19 protein-coding genes and 1 pseudogene are annotated in these 21,338 nt (G+C 71.6%); 10 read left to right on the top strand and 10 right to left on the bottom strand.

Annotated features, from left to right (window positions below; all coding sequences use genetic code 11):
• Positions 1-98 precede the first annotated feature (98 nt).
• Positions 99-2,300 (top strand): putative bifunctional diguanylate cyclase/phosphodiesterase, encoded by a 2,202-nt coding sequence (locus tag ACIA5C_RS09380; RefSeq protein ID WP_396052837.1) that lies wholly within the window; start codon positions 99-101, stop codon positions 2,298-2,300.
• Positions 2,301-2,470: 170 nt separating this feature from the next.
• On the opposite strand, the gene ACIA5C_RS09375 is transcribed toward ACIA5C_RS09380, so the two are convergent.
• Entirely contained in the window at positions 2,471-4,492 is a 2,022-nt protein-coding gene (locus ACIA5C_RS09375; RefSeq protein WP_396052836.1) for a cellulose binding domain-containing protein, read from the bottom strand.
• Positions 4,493-4,563: 71 nt separating this feature from the next.
• Here ACIA5C_RS09375 and ACIA5C_RS09370 point away from each other — a divergent pair, with 71 nt between their 5' ends.
• Positions 4,564-4,743: an RICIN domain-containing protein gene (locus ACIA5C_RS09370; RefSeq protein ID WP_396052835.1), complete on the top strand. Its 180-nt coding sequence runs from the start codon at positions 4,564-4,566 to the stop codon at positions 4,741-4,743.
• 12 nt (positions 4,744-4,755) lie between these two features.
• Here ACIA5C_RS09370 and ACIA5C_RS09365 read toward each other — a convergent pair whose 3' ends face one another.
• Positions 4,756-5,607, bottom strand: a complete 852-nt coding sequence (locus ACIA5C_RS09365) for an alpha/beta fold hydrolase (protein WP_396052834.1) — start codon at positions 5,605-5,607, stop codon at positions 4,756-4,758.
• 115 nt (positions 5,608-5,722) lie between these two features.
• Between ACIA5C_RS09365 and ACIA5C_RS09360 the strand changes: the two genes are divergently transcribed.
• Entirely contained in the window at positions 5,723-6,424 is a 702-nt protein-coding gene (locus ACIA5C_RS09360; RefSeq protein WP_396052833.1) for an alpha/beta fold hydrolase, read from the top strand.
• On the opposite strand, the gene ACIA5C_RS09355 is transcribed toward ACIA5C_RS09360, so the two are convergent.
• Positions 6,364-6,741, bottom strand: a complete 378-nt coding sequence (locus ACIA5C_RS09355) for a winged helix-turn-helix transcriptional regulator (RefSeq protein WP_396052832.1) — start codon at positions 6,739-6,741, stop codon at positions 6,364-6,366. The genes ACIA5C_RS09360 and ACIA5C_RS09355 overlap by 61 nt on opposite strands.
• A 63-nt stretch (positions 6,742-6,804) precedes the next feature.
• Positions 6,805-7,257, bottom strand: coding sequence for a hypothetical protein (locus ACIA5C_RS09350; RefSeq protein ID WP_396052831.1), 453 nt, complete (start codon positions 7,255-7,257; stop codon positions 6,805-6,807).
• A gap of 52 nt (positions 7,258-7,309) precedes the next feature.
• On the opposite strand from ACIA5C_RS09350, the gene ACIA5C_RS09345 reads away from it, so the two are divergent.
• Positions 7,310-9,247: a BTAD domain-containing putative transcriptional regulator gene (locus ACIA5C_RS09345; RefSeq protein WP_396052830.1), complete on the top strand. Its 1,938-nt coding sequence runs from the start codon at positions 7,310-7,312 to the stop codon at positions 9,245-9,247.
• On the opposite strand, the gene ACIA5C_RS09340 is transcribed toward ACIA5C_RS09345, so the two are convergent.
• Positions 9,215-10,756, bottom strand: coding sequence for a CocE/NonD family hydrolase (locus tag ACIA5C_RS09340; protein ID WP_396052829.1), 1,542 nt, complete (start codon positions 10,754-10,756; stop codon positions 9,215-9,217). The genes ACIA5C_RS09345 and ACIA5C_RS09340 overlap by 33 nt on opposite strands.
• 93 nt (positions 10,757-10,849) lie before the next feature.
• Between ACIA5C_RS09340 and ACIA5C_RS09335 the strand changes: the two genes are divergently transcribed.
• From ACIA5C_RS09335 to ACIA5C_RS09315, 5 genes and pseudogenes are all read left to right on the top strand, one after another.
• Positions 10,850-11,416, top strand: a complete 567-nt coding sequence (locus ACIA5C_RS09335; RefSeq protein WP_396052828.1) for a TetR/AcrR family transcriptional regulator — start codon at positions 10,850-10,852, stop codon at positions 11,414-11,416.
• A gap of 63 nt (positions 11,417-11,479) precedes the next feature.
• Positions 11,480-12,541, top strand: a pseudogene (locus tag ACIA5C_RS09330) (DUF6055 domain-containing protein); the annotation flags it as partial.
• Positions 12,542-12,710: 169 nt separating this feature from the next.
• Positions 12,711-12,944, top strand: a complete 234-nt coding sequence (locus ACIA5C_RS09325) for a cellulose binding domain-containing protein (RefSeq protein WP_396053098.1) — start codon at positions 12,711-12,713, stop codon at positions 12,942-12,944.
• 500 nt (positions 12,945-13,444) lie between these two features.
• Positions 13,445-14,479 (top strand): hypothetical protein, encoded by a 1,035-nt coding sequence (locus tag ACIA5C_RS09320; RefSeq protein WP_396052827.1) that lies wholly within the window; start codon positions 13,445-13,447, stop codon positions 14,477-14,479.
• Positions 14,476-14,736 (top strand): hypothetical protein, encoded by a 261-nt coding sequence (locus ACIA5C_RS09315; RefSeq protein ID WP_396052826.1) that lies wholly within the window; start codon positions 14,476-14,478, stop codon positions 14,734-14,736. The genes ACIA5C_RS09320 and ACIA5C_RS09315 overlap by 4 nt, the downstream gene beginning before the upstream one ends.
• Here the strand turns inward: ACIA5C_RS09315 and ACIA5C_RS09310 are convergent.
• Entirely contained in the window at positions 14,725-16,710 is a 1,986-nt protein-coding gene (locus ACIA5C_RS09310) for an MMPL family transporter (RefSeq protein ID WP_396052825.1), read from the bottom strand. The two genes, ACIA5C_RS09315 and ACIA5C_RS09310, sit on opposite strands and share 12 nt — an antisense overlap.
• Positions 16,711-16,892: 182 nt before the next feature.
• Here ACIA5C_RS09310 and ACIA5C_RS09305 point away from each other — a divergent pair, with 182 nt between their 5' ends.
• Positions 16,893-17,843 carry a L,D-transpeptidase gene (locus ACIA5C_RS09305; protein ID WP_396052824.1) on the top strand — a complete coding sequence of 317 codons (951 nt, stop codon included), beginning with the start codon at positions 16,893-16,895 and terminating at the stop codon, positions 17,841-17,843.
• Here ACIA5C_RS09305 and ACIA5C_RS09300 read toward each other — a convergent pair.
• The 4 genes from ACIA5C_RS09300 to ACIA5C_RS09285 are packed head-to-tail and all read right to left on the bottom strand — an operon-like array spanning position 17,840 to position 21,309.
• The gene (locus ACIA5C_RS09300) at positions 17,840-18,475 is read right to left on the bottom strand and encodes a response regulator (protein ID WP_396052823.1); all 636 of its coding nucleotides are present in this window, start codon (positions 18,473-18,475) and stop codon (positions 17,840-17,842) included. The genes ACIA5C_RS09305 and ACIA5C_RS09300 overlap by 4 nt on opposite strands.
• On the bottom strand, positions 18,472-19,602 hold the full coding sequence (locus ACIA5C_RS09295; RefSeq protein ID WP_396052822.1) for a sensor histidine kinase: 1,131 nt from the start codon (positions 19,600-19,602) through the stop codon (positions 18,472-18,474). Before ACIA5C_RS09295 ends, ACIA5C_RS09300 begins: the two co-directional genes overlap by 4 nt.
• A 4-nt stretch (positions 19,603-19,606) precedes the next feature.
• The gene (locus tag ACIA5C_RS09290; protein ID WP_396052821.1) at positions 19,607-20,098 is read right to left on the bottom strand and encodes a hypothetical protein; all 492 of its coding nucleotides are present in this window, start codon (positions 20,096-20,098) and stop codon (positions 19,607-19,609) included.
• Positions 20,095-21,309 (bottom strand): acyltransferase family protein, encoded by a 1,215-nt coding sequence (locus tag ACIA5C_RS09285; RefSeq protein WP_396052820.1) that lies wholly within the window; start codon positions 21,307-21,309, stop codon positions 20,095-20,097. Before ACIA5C_RS09285 ends, ACIA5C_RS09290 begins: the two co-directional genes overlap by 4 nt.
• Positions 21,310-21,338: the final 29 nt, after the last annotated feature.

The raw sequence follows: 21,338 nt of genomic DNA, 5'->3' as shown, positions 1-21,338 counted from the left end.
GGCTGCCCGCGGCGGCGCTGGGTGCCAGTGGTGCGCGACACGCCGCCGCCGGCCGGCAACCTCTCTCAAGTCACGCCGCCGTCGACCGATATACGGGCGTGAAGCATGCACGGTGGTGGCGTTGGTGGCTGGGCGGTGGCGCCCTGGCGATCATCGGTTACTTCTTTCTGCCCGCGGGCGGCACGGCCGCGAACGTCGTGTACGACGTCATCGGCCTGGTCTCCGGGCTGGCGATCCTGTTCGCGGTCCGGCTGCATCGCCCCGTCCGACCGGCGATGTGGTACTGGTTCGCGGCCGGTCAGATCATGTCGGTGCTCGGGGACGTCAGCTACTCGTTCGTCCAGAACGTGCTTCACGACTCGCCGTACCCGTCGTTCGCCGACATCTTCTACCTGGGCTCCTACCCGGTGACCTTCACCGGGCTGGTGCTGCTGATCCGCCGGAGCCGCGGGCGTACCGTGGCCGGGCTCCTGGACGCCGCGATCGTCGCGACCGGGCTCGGGCTGGCCTTCTGGATCTTCGTGCTGCACCCGATCGCGGCCGGCTCGGTGGCCTCGACGCTGGAGCGCGTCGTCGACATCACCTACCCGACGGTCGACCTGCTGCTCCTGGCCGGTCTCGCCCGGTTGTTCACCGACCCCGGCACCCGCACCGCGAGCACCCGGATGCTCGGTCTCGCCACCGCTCTGGTCTTCATTGCCGACACCACCTTCTCGGTGATGACCCTGTACTCCGACTCCGACGGGCATGCGGCCGACGCCGGCTTCCTGTTTTCGTACGTCTTCTGGGCGGCCGCCGCGCTGCATCCGTCGATGGCGACCGGCGACACCGGCGATCGCGGAAGCCGGGCAGTGCGCGTCCGGGTGGCCCGGCTGGTCGCCTTCGGGACGTGCTCGCTGGTCGCCCCCGCGCTTCTGCTGCTGCCCCGGGTGAGTCGCAACGTCGAGGACCGTACGGTGCTCACGCTCGGCGCGATCGTCCTGTTCCTCCTGGTCATCGCCCGGATGGGCGGCTTCATGGCCCAGGCGCAGCGGCAGTCCGGGGTGCTCGAGCGGATGGCGTTGCACGACGACCTGACCGGGCTGGCCAACCGCTGGAGCCTGGAGCAGGCCGCGCCCGGCCGGGTCGTGCTGCTCGGGCTCAACGGTTTCAAGAACGTCAACGACGAACTGGGCCGGCCGATCGGCGACCGCGTGCTGCGGGCGGTGGCCGACCGCTTGCGCGGGAACGGTGCGCTGGTGGCCCGGATCGGTGGCGACGAGTTCGCCATAGTTCCGCGGGCGGACGAGGACGACGCCGCGCTGGCCGAGCGGGCCGGGCGGGCGCTGCGTCAGCCGATCACCGTCGGCGGTCATGAACTGCTGGTCGGGGTCAGCATCGGCCTGGCCGGCTCCGGCGAGGCGGCCGACTCCGCCGAGATCCTCCGGCAGGCCGACGTCGCCATGCACGCCGCCAAGCAGACCGGTGAACCGTGGAAGCGCTGGACCCCGGTGCTCGACGAGCGGTCGGCCGCCGACGTACGCCTCGGCGCCGAGCTGCGGGCGGCGCTCGACGCCGGCCAGTTCCGGGTCGTCTACCAGCCGATCGTGCGGCTGCCCGAGGGCCGGATCCACGCGGTCGAGGCGCTGGTGCGCTGGGAGCACCCGACGCGCGGCCTGGTGAGCCCGGTCCATTTCGTGCCGGTCGCCGAGCAGAACGGCCTGATCGTCGAGCTGGGCGCGTGGATCCTGCACACGGCGTGCGCGCGACTGGTGGCGTGGCGGTCCGAGCTGGGCCCGGACGCGCCGTTGAAGGTGTCGGTGAACGTCTCGGCCCGTCAGCTGGCCCGGCCCGGCTTCGCCGGCACGGTGGCCGCGACCCTGGCCGCCACCGGCCTGCCGGCCGAGTGCCTGGCGGTCGAGGTCACCGAGACCGCGGTCTTCGAGGGCGGCCAGGCGGTCACCGCGCTGCACGAGTTGCGCGCCCTGGGCGTACGCATCGCGCTCGACGACTTCGGCACCGGCCATTCTTCGCTGGGTCTTCTGCAGACCGTGCCGGTGGACACCCTGAAGGTGGACAAGTCGTTCGTCGACCGGATCACCGAAGCCGGTCGCCACGCGGTGATCGCCGAGGCGCTGATGCAGGTCAGCACCGGCCTCGGTCTGGCCGCGGTGGCCGAGGGCGTGGAGACGCGCGAGCAGGCGGTCGCCCTGTACGACCTGGGCTACCGCCTGCTGCAGGGCTACCACTACGGCCGCCCGGTGGACGACCCCGACTTCGACCTGGTCCGGGCGACCGCCGCAGCGGCTCATGTTGACTGAATCAACACGTCATACATGTTGATCCGGTCAACACGTCAACATTGACGACGCTCCGCGGCCGCAGCGACGCAGCGACGCAGCGCCATCGGCGCGTCGGCCGCGTCGGCGCGTCGGCTGCGTCGGCGCGTCGGCCGGTGCGGTGAGCCGACGCGCCGATGACGACGGTCGGCTCAGGTGACGCTGCAGACCGTTCCGTTCACCGTGAAGGTGCCCGGGGCGATGTTCGGGCCGCTGTAGTTGCCGACGAACCCGACCGAGACCGTGCCGCCGGTCGCGGCGAGCGCGGGGGAGTCGGTCACGCGTACGGTCCGGCCGGACTGGGACCACGTGCCGTTCCAGCCGCTGTCCACGCCCTGCCAGCCGGTCGGCCACGTGAAGGCCAAGGTCCAGCCGCTCAGCGCCGCCGCGCCGGTGTTGGTCACGTCGATCTGGCCCACGTAACCGTTACCCCAGTCGTTGGTGTCGGCGAAGTGCACCGAGCACGTGCTGACCGCCGGGGCGCCGGTGGCGAACGTCAACGGCAGCGAGGAGCGGGACACCGCGCCGGCCGTGTCGCGCGCCAGGACAGTCACCGTGTAGCGCGTACCGGGGGAGAGGTTGCCGACGCTCAGCGTCGTCGCCGAGGTCTCGCCGAGTTCCTCGCTGATCGCGCCGTTCTGGCGGAAGACCTCGTACTTGGCGATCGGGTGCCGGCCCGGCGCGGCCGCCGGCCACGAGATCGTCGCGGTGCGGTCGGTGACCGCCGAGGCCGCCGGGCGGCCCGGCGCGGCGGGCAGACCGGTCGGGGCGGCGGCCGGGTGCAGGGTGAGCAGGGTGACGGAGTACGCCGGCAGGGTCTGGGATGCCGCGGTTCCGGCCGGCGCGGTCTGCACCGACGTGCCGCCGTTCAGGTACGACGTGACCGCCGGGGTCGCGGTGGACGGAGAGTAGCCCTCGTAGTGCAGAGCCACCGTCTTCGCCGCGGACGGGTCCTCGTTGAGCAGCAGGACGCCGAGGTCGCCGTTGGCCCGCAGCGACGCGTGCACCTTGACCAGCGGGTCGGATGCTCCGGCACGGATCATCTGGTCGCCCGGGTGCGCGAACGAGCTCATCACCTTCAGCGCGTGGTAGGGCGCGAGCGGCGTGTTCATCGGCGGCTCGCACACCGTGTTGTCGGCGTTGCAGTTGCCGCTGGACAGCATCCCGTAGTCGCCGTAGTCGGTCTGGCCCTCGACCGTCGAGACCGTGCCCATGCCGTTGTGCACGTTCCACCAGTCGACCGTGAACACGCCGTTCTCGATCAGCGAGCTGTACGCGTCGGCCAGGAACAGCGCGCCCGGCTGGGTGTCCTCGCCGACCCCGGCGTTGACCTCGGTCAGGCTGATCTGGATGCGGTCGTCCCCGATCTGGCGGCGCAGCAGGTAGAGCGCGTCGTCCAGGTACTGCGTCTTGGTCAGCGAGTCGGCCGCGCTGCTGCCACCCGGGTACCAGTGGACGTCCACGAAGTCGATCTTCGGACCGGCCAGCTTGAGCACGGTCTGGTTCCAGGTGCCGATGTCGCCGGCCGCCACGATGCCGTCGGGCCAGTTCGCCGGCATGGTCAGCACCGCCCCGATCTTGATCGTCGGGTCGACGGCCTTCATCGCGTCCGAGTACGCGATCACCTCGTCGGCGTACGCCGTCGGGCTGAGATCGGCGTGGTCGTCGGCCTCCCAGGCCGAGCCGTAGTGACCGTTGCCGTAGTTCTCGTTGCCGATCGCCCAGTAGCGGGCGCTGTACCCCTTGGTGACGTTCGCGTAGCGGACCCAGTCGGCGGCCTCCGCGGCACTGCCGGTCCCGTAGTTGGCGATGATCATCGGCTGGGCGCCGATCCGCTTGACCGAGCCCATGAACGTGTCGAAGTCGGTGTCCGGAGCGACGTAGCCGCCGGGCGCGGTGTTGTCCTTCCAGTGGTAGATGTCGGCGTACGAGCCACCGGGGTAGCGGATCATCTTGACCCCGGCCGCGCCGAGCAGGTCCGTGACGGCGGTGGTGCCCAGCTGGGCGTCCCAGACGGCGTCGTTCACGCCGAGCGCGGTGCCGGCCACCGTGGAGAGGCCGGAGCGCGCGTTGACGGTGACGGTCACCGGGGCGGGGTCGTCCGCGTGGGCGGCAGGGGCGCCGAGCATGCCGGCCAGGCAAGCGATGGCGATCGTGAAGGCGCCACGTTTCATGGTTCTCCTCGCAGAAGATGGGAGCGCTCCCACATCGTTCGCCGGAGAGTTATCGCTGTCAATGAGCAAGATTGCAGGCACAAGTCGGGCGAGAGCTCGGAGCAGCCGCCCGCTCGGCTTCCAGAGCCGCGACATGGGCCTTCGGGCAGGTCGTCGACGTCGCTTCGGGTGCGACCACGACCGGCGCCGAGGTCGAGCAGTGGGCGAACAACGGCGGCGGCAACCAGAAGTGGACGTTCACGGCCGGCTGAGCCGGGCGTACGTCATCGGAGCAGGAGGCTCCGGACGGCCTTGACCACCGCCTCCGGGGCCTCCTCGGCCATGAAATGTCCGTACGGAACCGACTCGTGCACCAGATCGGGCGCCCAGGGCCGCCAGAGCGCGGCCGCGTCGAATCCGAGCGCCGCGCCCCAGTCCTGCTGCAGAACGGTCACCGGCATCGCCAGCTTCGTGCCATTTTTCCGATCAGTTTCGTCGTGCTCGACGTCAATGCCGGCCGACGCCCGATAATCGGCCACGATCGACGGGATCGCCTTCCGGCACGCGTCCAGATATTGTTCCCGGATCCCCGCCGGAATCGCCTGCGGGTCAATTGCCCACAGGTCCAGGAAATGGCCGAAGAACTCGTCGGAACTGGCCTCGATCATCCGCTCCGGAAGGCCCGGCGGCTGCGCCATCAGATAGAGGTGGAAGCCGACCGCGGCACTGACCCCGTGCATGACCTCCCACATGTCGACGGTCGGCAACACGTCGAGCGACGCCAGATGGGTGACCTCTCGGGGATGGTCGAGCGCCGCGCGGAAGGCCACCAGAGCCCCACGGTCGTGCCCGACCAGGGCAAAACTGCGAAAACCGAGGCGCTCGCTCACCGCGAGCACGTCGCGGGCCATTTCGCGCTTCGCGTACGCCGTGGCCTCGGCCGGCTTGTCGCTGTCCCCGTAACCGCGCAGGTCCGGGCAGATGACCGTGAATTCGCCGGCCAGTGCCGGCGCGACGTGCCGCCACATCAGGTGGGTCTGCGGGAACCCGTGCAGCAGAACGATCGCGGGTCCGCTGCCCTCGACCGCCACGTTGATCATCACGCCGTCGGCGCCTTCGATCCGTTCCGTCTTCATGCGGTGAAGCCTCCCGGAAGCGGATGAGCATCCGATGAGCACACAAAAATGTTCGCGACCGAAGTCACGATTCCACGCATTGATCGGCTTATGCCGCGGAAGTACGTTGTCCGGCGTGACATTCGTTTTGATTCCGGGCGCCTGGATGGGCGCATGGTCGTGGCATCCGGTGGCGCGTCATCTGCGCGAACAGGGGCATGGCGTGGTCGCCCTGACAATGCCCGGCCTTTCCTACGGTGATTCCCCGGCCGGTTTGAAGATGGCCGACGCCGTCGACCACATCGTGCACGAGATCGACCGCCGCGACCTGCGCGACGTCGTGCTCGTCGCGCACAGCTGGGGCGGCTATCCGGCCACCGGCGCCGCGCACCGGCGCCCCGGCCGCATCGCAAAAGTGATCTATTACAGCGCCGTCGTGCCCGCCCCCGGCGTCGGCATGGCCGACGAGAACGCCGGCTACGGCGAGGCGATCCGCGCCTCGATCGCCGCGACCCCCGACGGCACGGTGGCGCTCCCACTCCAGGCGATCCAGGCCGGCCTGATGGCGGGGGAGTCGCCGGAACTGCAGCAATTGGTCGCCGGGCTGATCCTGCCCCAGCCCGGGGGCTACATGGTCGAGGCGCTGGACGTACCCCCGGTGACCGCCATCGGCCTCCCCGCGGCATACCTGCTCGGCGCCGACGACCGTTCCCTGGCCCGCCCGGGGGAGGAGTTCGCCGGCCGGCTCGGCCTCGACCCGGTCGTCGTCGGAGGCAGTCACATGGCCTTGCTGTCCCGCCCGGCCGAGATCGCCGAGGCCGTCATCGCCGCCGCGTAGCGGTCGCGACTCTCGACGATGTGCGCGTAGTGCTCGTCCGACCAGGCGATCAGCGGCTTCACCAACGCGACCAGCGACCGCCCCGACGGCGTCAGGTCGTAGACCCCCACCTCGGCGTCGCGGCCGATCAGCCCGTCCTGCTCGAGCTCCCGCAGGGTGAGCGAGAGCATCCGCTGACTGATCTCGCAGGCGCGCCGGATCTCGGAGTACCTCCGCGGTCCGGCGTCGAGCATCGTCAGCACGAGGCAACTCCACTTGCTGCCCACGTGCCCGAGCACGTCCCGCCGGACAGCGCAGTGTTCCTTGGTCGTCGCCATCGAATGCGCTCCTTCACCTGCTGCTCGGGTTAACGCTGCTCGGGTTGACACTGCTGCCCGGGCTCACATGCTGCTCAGGGCGATCGCGAAGACCGCCGCCGAGCCGGCGAGCAGGGTGCCGAGGGTGCCGCCCAGGACCAGCAGAGCCGGGCGGATCCGCAACCGGCGGCGCAGCACCACATAGACGCCGGCCGCGCCGATCAGGGCCATCACGGCGAGGTAGGAGACGAGCGCGAACGCCGCCCCGATGACCAGTCCGGCGGCCGCCGCGGCCTGCCCGGCCCGTGCCCGGCCGAGGTCGCGCACCAGCGTCAGATAGGTGATCGCGGCGGCCTGGGCGGCGGCGACCAGGAACGTGCCGGGGAGCCAGACCCGCGCGAGCCCCAGCATCAGCGCGAAGCCCGCGGCGACCCCGATCGCCGCGGCCGCACCCTTGGCGAGCCCGTGTGCCACCCCGACGGCCGCGCCGGCGAACCCGGCGGCCAGGACGATGAGAATCGCGAGCGAAAGGTCCATGAGGCCTATTTGTAGCCGTCCGGGGCAAGCCGCCGGGCCTACTCTTCCTGGCGTGGGTGTCGGACTGTTCGGGGTGCTGGGGCCGGTCGTCGCGTGGGATCGGGACGGGCGCGAGGTCGATCTCCGCGGTCCGAGGCACCGCGCGGTCCTGGCCCGGCTGCTGGTCGCCCGCGGGCGGGTGGTTCCGGTCGGGCACCTGGTCGACGACCTCTGGGTGGTGCCACCGGCCGGTGCGGTCCCGGCGGTCCGCACGTTCGTCGCCGCGCTCCGGCGGGCGCTCGAACCCGACCGGCCACCCCGCTCCCGGCCGGCGGTGCTGGTCACCGAGGGGCCGGGGTACGCGCTGCGGGCGGCGCCGGACGCCGTCGACGCGTGGCGGTTCGAGGACGCGGTCGCGGCCGGTGGCCCGCTCGGCGAGGCGCTGGGCTGGTGGCGCGGCCCGGCGTACGCCAACTTCGGTGACGAGCCGTGGGCCCGCTCCGAACGGGCGCGCCTCACCGAACTTCGGCTGCGGGCGGTCGAGATGGAAGCGTCGCGGCTGCTCTCCGAGGGGCGCCCGGCCGACGCGATCCCGCAACTGGACGCGCACGTCACCGACCACCCGTGGCGGGAGGAGGCCTGGCGGCTGCTGGCGCTGGCGCTCTATCGGACCGGCCGGCAGGGCGACGCACTGGCCGTGCTGCGCCGGGCCAGAGACCTGCTGTCCGCCCGGCTGGGAGTGGATCCGGGGCCGGCGCTGAGCCGGCTCGAGCGGGACATCCTGCGCCAGGAGAAGAGCCTGGACGCCGCCGGCGAGGTGTGGTCGGCGGCCGCGGAGGCCTACGGCCGTTTCGTCGCCGTCGGCACCCGGGCCCGCCTGGAAACCACGGTCGGCCTGCTGCGCAGCCTGGCCGTGAGCGGCGGCGGGGACGGCCTCGGCGCGGCCCAGGAGCAGCGGCCGGCCACCATCCGGGCGGCCGAGGAACTGGGCGACCCGCTGCTGACCGCGCGGGTCATCGGCGCCTACGACGTCCCGGCCGTCTGGCCCCGCGCCGACGACCCGGCCCGCGCCGCCGAGGTGGTCGCGGCCGCCCGCCGAACGCTCCGAGTTATGCCCCACGGGCCTACTCCCGCGGCCACCCGCCCCGCCGTCGGGGTCGGGGTCGGCGAGCCGGCGGCCCGGCCCGACGATCGAGTTTCACCGCGGACGGGCGCCGGCTTGATGCGTACGTCCGGAAAGCGCGACCCGGCACCCGGCGTAAGCGAACGTGCCCGGCTTCTCGCCACCGTTGCCGTCGAGGCGCGGGGGACCGGGGCGGCCGAGGACCGCGAAGCGGCCGAGGAAGCCGTGCTGCTCGCCCGGCAGGCCGAGGATCCCGCGCTGCTGGCGTTCGCGCTCAACGGGCTCTACATGCAGACGTTCCACCGGTGCGGCCTGGCCGCCGAGCGGGACGCCATCGGTGCCGAACTCGTCGAGCTCGCGGCCCGGCACAGCCTGCCGACCGCTGAGGTCCTGGGGCATCTGATCCGGGTGCAGACGCGGTCTGCGCTCGGCGAGCCCGACGCGGCCGCGGCCCACGCCGACGCGGCCGACCGGCTGGCCGCGCGCCACGAACTTCCGCTGGTCGCCGTCTTCACCACGTTGCGCCGGGCTTCGTCCGCCGACGCCTACCGGGCCGCGCGTTCCATTCTGGACCGGGCCGGCATGCCGGGGCTCACCGACGGGCTGCTTCCGCTGGCCCTGTTCGCGCTGGGGGACGAGGACCAGAATTGCGGGCCCTACGAGCCCTGGGTGCGGGGTTCGGCCATCGACCCGCCGCACGATCCGATGGCCGAGATTCTGTGGTGCCTGACCGCCCGGGCCGCGATTCGCCGCGGTGACCGGGCGGCTGCGTCGAAGGCGCGCGAAGCCCTTCGCCCGGCCGCCGGTGAATACGCCGCCAACGGCCTTCTTGACCTGGGCCCGATTCGCGACGTCCTAACCTGCCTGGACCGGCACATCGACGTATGAACCGCCGCCGATGGTGATCGTCCCGCCATTGTTGGCGTCGTAATACAACGGGTCCGCGGAATCCACGACCAGCGTCAGCGAATGGCCCGGCGGCACATCATAAGCCGCCGCCGAAAGGTCGAAATCCACCACGCCGGACCCCGAATTCCAGGTGACCGGCTCATGCGTGATCAACCGGGCGTTTCCCAGAAGGTCAAGGTCGTAAAGGTAGGCGACAACGGTCCCGCTGGGCGGGGACCCGGCCAGGTTCAGGTGTACGTGCGGGATGCCCCGGATCGACAGACGGCTGCCGGGTCGCTCCGAGGCCCAGACCCCGGCGCGTGTGCGGTCGACCGTCGGTAGCCAGATCTGCGGGGGCTGCCCGGTGAAGGCGGCGATCCCGTTGGTGATCAATACAATTCCGCCGTCGGCCGTGGTGTCCAGCCCGGCCGGAATGCGTTTCGTCCAGCCGGTGCTCGCGGCCCCGCCCAAACGGCCGGTCTGATCCAGCAGCCGCGGCGCGCCGAGGCTGTACCGCACGGTTCCGGACGTCATAGCGGCCCACGAGGCGTACGACTCGGCGTCGTTCAACCGTACGGGCGGCTCGTTACCGATGCCCGTTTCGACACCGCCCAGATATTGGTCCATCCACCGCCGCAGGCTGATCCAGACCGCATTCGGCAATCCGATCAGACCGGTCAGTTCGGCGATCGCGTGATCGCCCGGCCGCAATTCGAGCCGTTTCGGCGTGGTCAGCTTTCCGAAGAATCCGGGCAGCTGATCGGGCGGGAAGAACGAATCGCCCCAGGCGTTCTCGATCAGCACGGCCGGATTGTTGGTATTGATCTGGTCGACATAGGACGCCGGCGACCTCACCTTGGCCCACGCCTGCACCTGATCGACGTTGCGGTCGGCGTTGAAGTCGGCCAGCTTCCCCGACAGGTCGGGCCCCGGGTGGCCGAGCAGCTGGGCCGCCAGCTGCAGGAACCCGGCCGACTGCCGGTGCCGGGTCTGGTCGCCGTACAGCGAGTAGACCAGGTCGGTCCAGCCGCTCAGCATGCCGACCGCCCGGATCCGTGTGTCGAACGCCGACCCGAGCAGGCTGATCCCGGCGCCGTAGGAGACGCCGGCCGCCCCGATGCGCGCCGGGTCGGTGGGCGTGTTGGCAATCGTCCAGTCGATGACCCGCGACAGGTCGGCCATGTCGCGCGGCCCGGCGGTGTCGATGTCGCCGCCCGAGCCCCACCAGCCGCGCGGGGTGTAGGAGACGACCACGTAGCCGCCCGCCGCGAAGGCCTTGGCCTGGGCGAGGTATTCGGCGTCGTTGAGTCCCCAGCTCGACGGGAAGATCACCGCGGGGTGCTTGCCGGCGGTGGCCGGGGCGATCCAGTTGGCCTTGAGGACGACCCCGTCCTGGCCCGGAATATCGACAAATGTGAATCCGGTGGAGGCTGCGGCGGCGGGCGGGGCGAACCCGACTGCCAGCGCCGTCACCATGGCGATCAGGGCTGCCACGCGTCGGAGGTTCATGCGCCGACGCTAGGAATCGGTACCGAGAAATTGAACTTGATGACATTATCGTTACCAGCCAGTAACGTACCTGCTTCGAGGAGCGTGGTGGCCGTGCTGTACGGAACTCAGACCCCGCGCCGCCGGGACGCCCAGCGCAACCGCTCGGCGATCGTGGCGGCGGCCAGCGAGGCGATGACCACCCCGCGTACGGCCGTCGGCATGTCGGAGATCGCCCGCCGGGCCGGGGTCGGGCAGGCCACCCTGTACCGGCACTTCCCGGACCGGGACGCGCTGACCGCGGCCGTGATCGGCTACCAGATCGAGCGGCTCGAGCTGCTGATCGAGGCGGGGCGCGACGACCCGGGCACCTTCCGGCGGGTCCTCGCGGAACTGCTGCGCACGCAGATCACGATGCGGCCGCTGGTGTTCCTGGTCCGCCGGATGGATTCGCGGGCCCGCCGCCGGTTCGAGCAGCGCGTCCTGTCGGCGCTGACCGAGCCGCTGCGCCGGGCCCAGCGGGACGGCCGCGTGCGGGGCGACCTGGTGCCCAGCGACCTGGCGTTGCTGTTCAGCATGGTCGAAGGCGTGCTGGGAAGCGCGTCCGATGTCGCTGCCGCGCGTCGCTCGATCGACCTGGCCCTGGACGGCGTGTTCCAGACATCGATAAGTGTCACTTGACTTAGGCCTTCACGCTGCAGAAAGATTGCCCTCGACCACGCGGCCCAGCCGGGCCGGGCGTGGGTGTCCCCGTGGGCGCAGAACCGGACCAAGGAGTCGCCCGACTTCATCCTGCTGTGGGGCGAGAAGTCCGGCACCGACCCGAAGTCGGCCCCGTCGCCCTGCAACTTCGACCCCGACAACATCCTGCAGCAGCTCGAACAGCTCTATGCCTTCTACGTCGGCACGATGAAGTTCACCCCGGAGACCGGGGTGACGGCGCAATACAAGATCGACGTCATCGTGACCACCACCTGGAACAACACCGGCCTCAACGCGTGGGCCACCGGCGGCTCGGCCGACAACAAGGTCGGCGTCATCAACGTCGCGCCGGGCGCCGCCCAGCCCGGCTCCTGGGGCCTCGCCCACGAACTGGGGCACGCCTTCCAGAACTTCACGTTCCTCGGCCGCGCCGGCGTCGGGCTCACCGACCCGTCGGCCGGCACGTTCTGGGAGACCAGCGCCGAGTACATGGCGATGCAGGTCTACCCGGACGGCGGCGCCGGCGACCTGACCCGCTTCCTGCGCACCGAGAACCTCGCCTACTCGTCGAGCCGGCACCACTACGGCGCCTGGATGCTCGTGCAGTACATCGTCGACAAGCACGGCGGCCTGCCGATGTTCAACCGCATCTGGGACGACGCCAAGCCCGGCGAACACCCGCTCGAGGTCTACCGCCGCCTGGCCGGTCTCACCCAGGACCAGCTCAACACCCAGCTGGGGGAGTACGCCCAGCACCAGGTCACATACGACTACAGCAACGCCTCGCACTTCATGCCGTTCATCCGCAACCTGCACGGCGGCGGCTTCATCAACGCGTACAACGGCGTCCCCGTCGACCAGGTCGGCAACCACTACGCCATCCCCGACGACCTGGCCCCGTCCGACTACGGCTACAACAAGATCAGGCTGGTCCCGTCCTCCGACGGCGCCCTGGTCAAACTGCACTTCAAGGGCCACGTCAACGGCGCGGCCGGGTCCGGCTGGAGCTACGGTTTCGTCGCGGTGAAGAACGGCGTCAGCCGCTACGGCCCCGTCACCACCGCGGCCGACGGCCAGATCTCGTTCGCGTTGCAGCCCGGCGAGAAGGACGTCTACCGACGTCAACCCGGCGTACGCCCACTTCCCGGACTCGGACGTAGCGGTAGGCGGCACCACGACCACGACGGCTCCGACCACCCCGCCCGCAACCGGCCGCTCCTGCTCCGCGTCCCTGGCGACCACGGGCAGCTGGTCGAGCGGCTATCAGGCCGAGGTGACCGTGACCGCAGGCTCGTCCGCCATCTCGACCTGGACCGTGAGCTGGACCTTGGCCTCCGGCGAAAAGATCACCAACTCGTGGAATGCCACCCTGACGACCTCCGGCTCCACCGCAACCTTCGCCAACGCCGGCTACAACGGCGCCTTGGCGCCCGGCGCCACAACCACCTTCGGCTTCCTGGCCGACGGCGGTTCCTCAGCCCCCTCCCTGACCTGCACCGCAAGCTGACCCACCCGGCGGCGGCCTCCAACGAGGCCGCCGCCTTCCCCGTACGCAGTAAGCCCCACCCACCACCCACCCGCACCCACCCGCACCCACCCGCACCCACCCGCACCCGGCCCGCGCCCCGCCCGGCCGCACCCGGCCCGCGCCTGGTCTCGTCCCGCCTGGCCGCGCCTTGCCCGGCCCCGCCCCGCCTGGTCTGGCCGTCTTCCCGCCTGGCCGCGCCCGGCCCCGCCGCGCCCGGCCGCACCCGGCCCGCCGCGGCAAGCCCGGCCGCCCGGTGGTCTTACGAGCCGGCCCTCTCGTGGACGGTCGTCTCGACCTCGGCGATCATGACCGCCCTGGCTGGCAGCAGGTGCGTTCCGTCCGCGAGTCGATGAGCAGCCGCCTGCGCGATGACGAAGGCGCGCCGCAGCACCTCGATCCCGCTGAGGGGGCGCTGAACCGTCCGGTGGGTGGCCGACGTGTGGGCTTTGTCCATGTTGCCGAGCAGACGGGCGGGCGCGATGAGCGAGTTTTCCGTGGACGCCGCCGGGCTGAGCGGGCTCAGCCGGCTGCTGTCGCGGGCGTCCGACGACGCGTTCGACGTGCTCGACTACACCAAGCGGCAGTGTGGCCTCGACTGGCGGGCCGAGGGCCTGCTGATGAAGCTGGTCGGCCCGCACGAGCACGCGTATCAGTCCGTGACCGCCGCGCTGGCCCGCGTGCAGGATCTGTCGGCCGGGGCGGCGGGCCAGGTCGCGCTGGCCGCTCAGGACTACGCGGCGGCCGACCTCGCCGCTGCCTGGCGGCTCGCACCGGCGTACCCGGAAAAGCCGGCGCCGGAAGACTTCGCCGATGTGGCCGATCCGGGCAGTCATCTGACTGACCCGGGCGTCGTCGGCACCGCCGAGATGTGGTCGATCAACCCGCTGACCGACCTCATCAGCCCGGCGTCGTGGCTGCGGCAGGTGTCGGTGAGCCTGTTCGGCTATGACCCGTTCGACGAGTGGGCGCGGGATCTGGGCGGCGACTGGGCGGCCTACGTCCACAGTGGCGCCGCGATGTCGCGGGCCGGTGCGGGCGCGTACGAGATCGGCCGTAACCTGCTCGCCGGGGTGGGCCGGGCCGACGCCGTGTGGCGGGGGAGTGCGGCCGACGCGGAGCGGCGGTTCCAGACGTCGCTCGGCACCGCTACCGAGGAGCTCGACGGGGCCTGCCAGGAGTTTGCCCGGCTCTACGGGGAGGCCGCCGACGCCGCCGCGAACCTGCGCGACGTGGCCGGCGACCTGATCTCCGATCTGCTCGACGCGCTGATCATGGTGAATCTGGCGTCGGCGGTCGGCACCGCGCTGGTCGAGACGGGGATCGGGGCGGTCGCCGGTTACGGGATCGCCGCCTACTACGCGACCCAGGCCTACCAGCTCTATCAGGAGATCGCCCGCTGTTACAGCATCGCCGGGGACACCGTCGAGGCGCTGAGCGCGGCTATCGGCTCGGTTCACGCCGACGTCGACATGCCCGATCTGGGCGCTGTCCAGCCCTACCGGTATGCGGCATGACCACCGACGACCCGCTGGCCGCCGGGCTGCTGAACCATCTGGCCACCATGCGGGGTCCGCAGGATCCGCTCGGTTCGATGGCCCGCACCGTCCTTTCCGGACAGGCGAACCTTCGCCAGGCCGTCACCTGGTCGTGGCACGGCGAGGCGTTGATGTCGGCGTACGCGGCGGCGCTGCGCGAGCGCGAGCGGATGTCGCCGGCCGAGCGGGCGGCCTACGACCGGCAGGCCGCCGCGCTCCGGCAGTCAGCCGACTAGGACCGGCTCGGCCTCGGGTTCCAGGGACGATCCCTCGACGTCCACCGCCGGGATCGCCCGGCCGAGCCAGCCGGGCAGCCACCACGCGGCCCGCCCGGACAGCGAGATCACCGCCGGCACCAGCACCAGCCGCACCACGAACGCATCGACCAGCACGCCGACCGCCAGCGCGAACGCGATCGGCCGCACCACCGGATCGCCGCCCGCGACACCGCCGCCGAAGACGCCGATCATGATGAGCCCGGCCGCGGTGACGACCTTGGCGCCGCGGGCGAAGCCGTCCGCGACCGGCGCCGCCGAGCCCCGCCGGTACTCCTCGTGCATGCCGGAGACCAGGAACATCTCGTAGTCCATGGAGAGCCCGAACAGCACGCCGATCACGATCGTCGGCAGGAAGCTGAGCAGCGGCCCGGGCGGGTCGGCGAGCCCGAACCAGCCCCACTGGAACATCACGACCGTGCAGCCGAGCGCCGCGCCCAGGCTGAGCAGGAAGCTGAGCACCGCCTTGAGCGGGATCAGCAGCGACCGGAACACGACCATCAGCAGCAGGAACGCGAACCCGGCGACCAGCCCGAGGTAGAGCGGCAGCGCCTGCCGCAGATGGGCCGAGATGTCGATCGCCACCGCCGTCTGCCCGGTCACCAGGAAAGACCTGTCGTCCCTCAGCCGGGCGACCAGCGTCGCGGTCGCTGCCGACTCCGGGCCGCTTTCCGGTACGACCGTGAAGAGTGCCTGTCCGCCCCGGACTCCACCGGGAATCACCCGGGCGACGTCGGGCAGCGTGGCGATCCGGGCCGGGTCCGGGTTTCCGGTCAGCACCAGCAGCGGGCCGTTGGCGCCCGGCCCGAAACCCTCGGCCACCAGGTCGTACGCCTTGCGGTCGGTGGCCGAGGCGGGGTCGGAACCGTCGTCGGGCAGCCCCAGCCGCATGCCGAACACCGGCACCGCGAGCACGCCGAGCACCAGCACCGACAACGCGATCGCGGCGATCCGGTGCCGGATGACGAGCCCGGCCCAGCGCGGCGCCACCGACATGCCCGGGAAGAAGCTGCGCCCGGCCGCGCGCCGACCGACGAAGCTCAGCAGCGCCGGTGTGAGCGTCAACGCCATCAGCATCGCGACGAACACCGCCCCGGCCGCGGCCAGGCCCATCTGGGTGAGGAACCCGACCCGCGCCACCGCCAGGCCGGCCAGCGCGATGATCACGGTCAGGGCGGCGAAGAACACCGCCGTGCCGGCGGTCCCGGTGGCGAGGGCGATCGATTCCCGTACGCCGAGGTCGTGATCGGCTCTGAGCTGGCGCCGATGCCGGTCGATGAGGAAGAGCGCGTAGTCGATCCCGACCGCGAGCCCGAGCAGGATCGCGAGGGTCGGTGCGACCGAGTTGACCGGCGTGACCGCGGTCAGCGCGTGCAGCGCTTCCAGCGAGACGCCGAGCCCGAGCGCGGCGGTGAGCAGCGGCAGCCCGGCGGCGCTGAGCGAGCCGAAGGTGATCAGCAGGACGACGAACCCGATCAGCAGACCGATCGCCGGCGAGCTGCTTCCGGCAGGCGGCGCGGTCAGTTCCGACGACTCCTCGACCTCCAGGCCCGCCGCGCGCGCCCGGCCGACGGCCTGGCCGGGCGCCGACGAGGCGGTGAAGTAGCCGATCCGTCCGCCCTCGGACAGCGTCGGCCTGGCCCGCAGGGCCCCGCCCAGGGCCGCGACCGCCGGCTGGTAGCTCGCGAGCGTCTGCCCCGGTGGAGCCGCGAAGACCACCTTCCCGGCGTCGTCGTCACCGCCTCCGAAGAGCCGGTGTACCTCGTCCAGCGTGTGGGTCGACTGCAGTCCGGAGACGGTCAGCTCGGTGTCGAGCGGCTTCGCGAACCGGGCCGCCGGCCCGACCGCGGCGACCAGCACCAGCACCCACACCCCCAGCACCGTCCACCGGCGCCGGGCGCAGAACCCCCCGATCCGTGCAAGTAGCGCGGCCACGGCAACCCCATTCCGATTCTGCGCCGCGGCTCGTCCGCGACGCCGCCGTCGATGTTCGGGCAGGCCGCAGACATCCGGTTCCACCTACGGGTGGGGTTTCGGGTGGAAACAGGGGGCCGGGCGACGCGAGCGCACGGCCGCCGGTCTGGCGGTTGCCTCTCGGACGTAGCATGGTCGAAATCATGAGGAGTTCTCGTTCCTGGCGAACCGCGGCCGTGCTCACGCTGACGCTCGGTCTCGCGGCCGCCTGCAGTCATTCCTCGGACGACCCGACCTGGCACGGCGCGCCGGCGGCTTCCGGCGCCTCGTCGGCCCCGTCCGTCGCGCCGACGACGAAGGCCACGCCGGCCGCCAAGCGCGTGCACCTGCGGCTTCTCGAGGGTGACGGCTCGACCTGGGGCATCGGCATGCCGATCATCGCGTACGTGGGTGGCAAGGCCACCGACGGCAAGGCGTTCGCCGCCGCGACGACCGTGACCGTCAACGGGGCGCCCGCCCAGGGCGCGTGGTACTTCCAGCGGTCGGCCATCTACAAGGGCTATCCGCTCGAGGCCCACTACCGCACCCAGGCCTACTGGCCGGCCCACGCCAGAATCCACATGGATCTGGCGGCGAAGGACCAGCCCGCGGGCCAGGGCATGGTGTTCGACAACAGCCTCACGCTCGACATGTCGACCGGAGCCGCCAACATCAGCCGGATCGACGGCAAGAAGGAGAGGATGACCGTCACCTCGGACGGCAAGCAGGTCTTCAGCTACCCGGTGTCGCTCGGCAAGGCGAGCACCCCCACCTTCAGCGGCACCAAGGTCGTCATGGAGAAGGACAAGGTCCAGCGCATGACCGGCCCCGGCTACGACGAGAAGGTGCCGTGGTCGGTGCGGGTCACCAACTCGGGCGAGTTCATCCACTCGGCCAGCTGGAACGGCGGCAACATCGGGCAGCGCAGTACCTCGCACGGCTGCACCAACCTCACCGTGAAGGACGCCCAGCAGTACTTCGGCTTCGCCCACATCGGCGACGTCGCCGTCTACACCAACACCGGCGGCCCGACCATGCCGAGCTGGGACGGCTACGGCGACTGGAACCTCTCATGGAGCACCTGGCAGTCCGGCGGCACCGTCAGGACCAGCTAGGACCGGCCCGCCGCGATCGCCGCCGCGTGGGCCCGGTCGCGGGCGCCCAGCTTGGCGAAGATCGCGTTCACGTAGCTCTTCACGGTCGCGACGCTCAGGAACAGGTCGGCCGCGATCTGCGCGTTGTTGTGCCCGAGGGTGATCGCCTCCAGCACGTCGGCCTCCCGCGCGGTCAGGGCCGGGAAACGCTCGCGCAGTCCGGGCCGGGGCGCCGCGGCGGTGAACCCCCGCACGAGCCGGTCCGCGATCTCGGCCGCGAACGTCGCCTGCCCGGACGCGACCGACCGCACCGCGGCCGCGAGTTCGGCCCGCCCGGCGTCCTTGGTCAGGTAGCCGCGGGCGCCCGCCCGCAGCGCCCCGGCCAGCGACTCGTCGTCGGCGTAGGTGGTCAGCACCAGGACCGCCGTGCCGGGCGACGACGCCATGATCCGGGCGGTCGCGCCGGCCCCGTCGAGGCGAGGCATGCGCAGATCCATCAGGACCACGTCCGGTTGCAGCGAAGCCGTCAGCGAGACCGCCTCGAGCCCGTCGGCCGCCGCTCCGACGACGGTCACGCCCTCGGTCAGGTCGAGCAGGGTGACCAGGCCGTCCCGTACGGTCGCCTGGTCGTCGGCCACCACCACCCGGATCATGCGGCGGGCTCCCCGGGCAACCGCAGGATGATTTCGAAGGGCGGCCCCGGGCGTACGGTCATCGTGCCTCCCGCCTCCGTGACCCGTTCCCGCATGCCCGTCAGACCGTGGCCGCCGCCCGGCGGCCTGCCGTCCGGCGGACGGCCCGGCGGCGTCGACGCCGTGATCGTCAGCATGTTGTCGTCCCAGTCCAGATCGAGGGTCGTGGGCGCGTCCGGCGCGTGGCGGCGGGCGTTGGTGAGCAGTTCCTGCACCGCCCGGCGGACGGCGTCCTGTCCGGCGAGGCCGAGAACGCCGCGGTCGGCATCTCCGCGCACGGCGACCTGCCCGTTGAGCGAGCGATGCGTGTCGGCGAGACCACCGACGATCGCCGAGAGAGGCTGGGACGGCTCCCGCAGCGCGGAGACCGCGCGTTTCGCCTCGTCGAAGCCGGACACCGCCAGGGCCCGCGCCGCCTGCACCCGGGAGCGTGCCTCGCCGGCCCGGCCCGACTCGAGCAACGCGTCGACCACCTCCAACTGGATGACCAGGCCACCCAGCGAGTGTGCCAGCACGTCGTGCAGATCGCGGGCGATGCGCGACCGCTCGGTCAGCGCCGCCACCTGGGCCCGCTCCTGCTCCACCGTGACCCGTTCCTCCAGCAGAGCCCGGTTCTGCGCCTCGGAGACCCGGTAGGAGCGGCGGCTCAAACCGCCCAGCGAGCAGATCACCAGCAGCGCCGTCACACCGCCGAGGGCGCCGCCCGCGGCCGGCCACAGCACGGCGGAGAGCCAGATCAGCGCCGCCGACCCGAGCCCGGCCGAGGCGGCGACCGCGATCGGGACGGCCGGGGTGCCGAAGAGAAACAGCAGGCCGGAAACGGTGGGCACGAAGCCGACGACGTCCGTGCCCGGGCCGGCCAGGGAGCCGCCGGCGACCATACCGAGGTAGCAGACCGCGCGGGCGCGGACCCAGGGCTCGGGCAACGCGATGGTGATCAGCCAGAGCGCCCACGCGCCCCAGGCCGCAACCACCACCGGCCCGGACGCGGCGTCCAGGGAACGCCTGGTGAAGTCGAGCCCGACCAGGACGATCCCGAGCAGGTTGAGCGGGATCGACCACAGGCGGCGCGCCGGGAAGAGGAACACGAACCTATTTTCCGGCCATGGCAAGCGGGTGGCGGTGCCGGCGCGCCGAGACGACCAGCGCCGCGGTCAGCCGGTTGACGCCGAGGACGAGCAGGATGACGCCGGTCGAGACGGCCAGGTCGGAGCCCATCCGGTGGCCGGCCACGTCGAGCCCGACCCGGATGACGATGAGGCCGAAAAAGATCGCGACGCCGAGCCAGCCGGTGCGGCTCTCGGTCACGCGGGGGTCGGCGGCCGACCGCCGGAACCGGGTGATCGCGCCCATCATGGCCCCCGAGACCACCGCGAGCAGCGCGGACAGGCCCAGGATGACGATGTCGACCGGCTTGACCGTGGTGGTCTGGCGGGCCATCAGTACGACGCCGGCGGCACCCAGGATCAGCGGCAGCTTGAGCATCCGGGCCGGGTCGACCGGGCGCCATCGAAGTTGCCGGGATGAGATGTAGACGATCAGGGCGAGGCCGAGGACGAGGTCGGTCAGGGTGCTCGAGGTCATGTCTCGAGAGTCGGCTCGACGGCCCTTCCGCGGTACCAACCCTGGGTGGTGAAGCGGGTGGAGAACGGCAGTTCGATGTACCGGTGGGTGAGCCACGACAGCGTGACCAGCAGCGCGAGGAACGCCGCGACCGCCGGCAGTTCGGCCACCCCGTGCAGGTGCACGCCGAGCCAGGTCAGCACCGGCGCGAGCACCAGGATGAGCGTGTAGTGCAGCAGGTAGAGCGAGTAGCTGATCCTCCCGAGCCCGGCGAGCGGGCGTGGGATCCGGCCGTGCCGCAGCGCCATGGCCAGCGCGAACGTGCCCGCGAAGACGGTCAGCGTGATCACCGACCGGAGGCAGTAACGCAGGGTCAGCGCGTCGAGGGAGGAAAGCTCCGCGAACCAGTTGATCAGAAGCGCCGCGCCGACCACGGCGCCCGCGAGACCGGCCTGCCACCAGCCGGCCTGCCCGTGGTCGGCCCGGTAGACGGTGGTGCCGGTGAACATCACGGCCAGGATGAGAAGGCCGTCCCAGACGTGGGCCGGGTCCTGGCCGGCGACGACGAGGGTCAGCGCCAGGGCGCCGAGCAGCACCGCACCCGGCACCACCGCCAGTCGCCGGCCCGAAGTGACGGCGGCCAGTCCGGCCGTCAGCAGCACGGCCGCGAGCCAGGGTGAAGAGCCGAGCAGGTGCGGGGTCAGCGGAGCGGTCACCACGGCGGCCACCGCGAGAACGACCGCGGCGATGCCGCTCCCGCGATGCAGCCGCACGGCGAACAGCGCCCCCACCAGCAGGTAGAACACCATCTCGAAGCTCAGCGTCCAGAACACCGGGGTGACCAGCGGCTGGCCCAGCAGGAAGGGCAGCATCGTCGCGTGCGCGACCGCCGCCGTCCCCGGGTGCGCGACGACGATCGGGTCGAGCGGCACCACCCCGGTCACCCCGAGCGCGACCACCAGCAGCGCGACCACCGTGTAGAGCGGGAACAACCGCCGGAACCGCCCGGCCCAGAACCGCCGCAGACTCCCGTGCCGCTCCAGCGAAGCCGGAATGATGTAGCCGCTGACCAGGAAGAACAGCATCACCCCGGCCGGCCCGGCGTGCAGCCACTCGGCCGAGACGGCGCGCACCGACCGCAGCAGGTAGTGGCTCAGATGGGCATAGACCACCAGCAGAGCCGCGATGCCCCGGAGAGCGTCGAGCCAGGCCATGCGGTTCCTCGGGGGCACCCGCGACAGGCTACTAGGACCGATGGCCG

It is taken from the genome of Actinoplanes sp. NPDC051343 (assembly GCF_044455125.1).
In the GTDB taxonomy this organism is placed as follows: Bacteria; Actinomycetota; Actinomycetes; order Mycobacteriales; family Micromonosporaceae; genus Actinoplanes.
Note: the sequence above shows the minus strand (reverse complement) of the source record. Positions and strands in the feature narration are given on the sequence as shown.